The 1,057-nt window shown below is 55.7% G+C and carries 2 protein-coding genes; both read left to right on the top strand.

Features of this window, described 5'->3' with window-relative positions; genetic code table 11:
- Positions 1 to 721: tetratricopeptide repeat protein (locus tag CWM53_RS29900; protein WP_413773721.1), on the top strand; the 721-nt coding region annotated here is incomplete at its 5' end.
- 70 nt (positions 722 to 791) lie between these two features.
- The coding region (locus CWM53_RS29905) for an MFS transporter (RefSeq protein ID WP_165785155.1) at positions 792 to 1,057 on the top strand (266 nt) is incomplete at its 3' end.

Genomic DNA, 1,057 nt, shown 5'->3' on the forward strand with positions numbered 1-1,057 from the left:
TGAGCTGTTAAGCCTGTGGAACGCGTCCGGTCATTATGCCGATGCCGCCGCGATTCTGGATACGCGCGTATTCCATCCCTGGGAAGGGGGAGAAGGGAAAATTACCGGCCAGTATTTGCTGAATCAGCTTCATCGGGCTTTGCAGTTCATCGAACGTCAGGCGTTTAAGCCAGCCACGCTCTGTCTGAAAACAGCATTACGCTATCCCGATAACCTGGGGGAGGGACGACTGCCCGGGCAAACGGACAACGATATCTGGTGTTTGCTGGGCTATTGCGCTGAACAGACGGGGGATGCGCCGCAGGCAGCCGAATATTACCAGCTTGCCCTGCAAGGTGGCTCAACGCTGGACGCCGGGCGTTACTACAACGATCAGCCCGCAGATTACCTTTTCTGGCAGGGCATAGCGCTGCGTAAGCGCGGTAACCCGACTCAGGCCGAGCGGCACTTCCGCCATTTTATCGAGTGGGCTGGGCAGCATCGGGATGACGTTCCGCAAGCCGATTTTTTTGCCGTCTCTCTTCCGGACCTGGTGGTTCTCGACGTATCAGCGCAGCAACGACATCTGCAGCACTGTTTGTTTATTGAAGCGCTGGGACATCTGGGGCTGGGTCATTTATCTGCCTGCCAGCAGGCGATGCAGCAGCTTCTGCAAATGAACCCGGCTCATGATAAGGCGCATCTGATTCGCCACGCCCTGCAAAGCGGCATCTTTTCCTGAATCTGAAAGTGGCGGGCCAGGCCCGCCTGAACCCTACTGTTCCCTACGTTTCCCTTATAGAGGAATCATTATGAATAACGCGCAGACACACCTGAAAATGGGCTACGTCTGGACTATTTGTCTGGTCGCCGCCTGCGGTGGTTTACTGTTTGGCTATGACTGGGTGGTGATTGGCGGCGCTAAGCCATTTTATGAAGCCTGGTTTTCAATTACGGATCCGGCGCAGTCCGGCTGGGCGATGAGCTCGGCGCTGTTGGGCTGCATTTTCGGCGCATTAATTTCGGGATGGTGCGCCGATAAACTGGGGCGCAAACTGCCATTAATTCTTTCCGCTGT

The sequence above is a fragment of the Klebsiella sp. A-Nf5 genome, assembly GCF_002810545.1.
Taxonomy (GTDB): domain Bacteria; phylum Pseudomonadota; class Gammaproteobacteria; order Enterobacterales; family Enterobacteriaceae; genus Klebsiella; species Klebsiella variicola.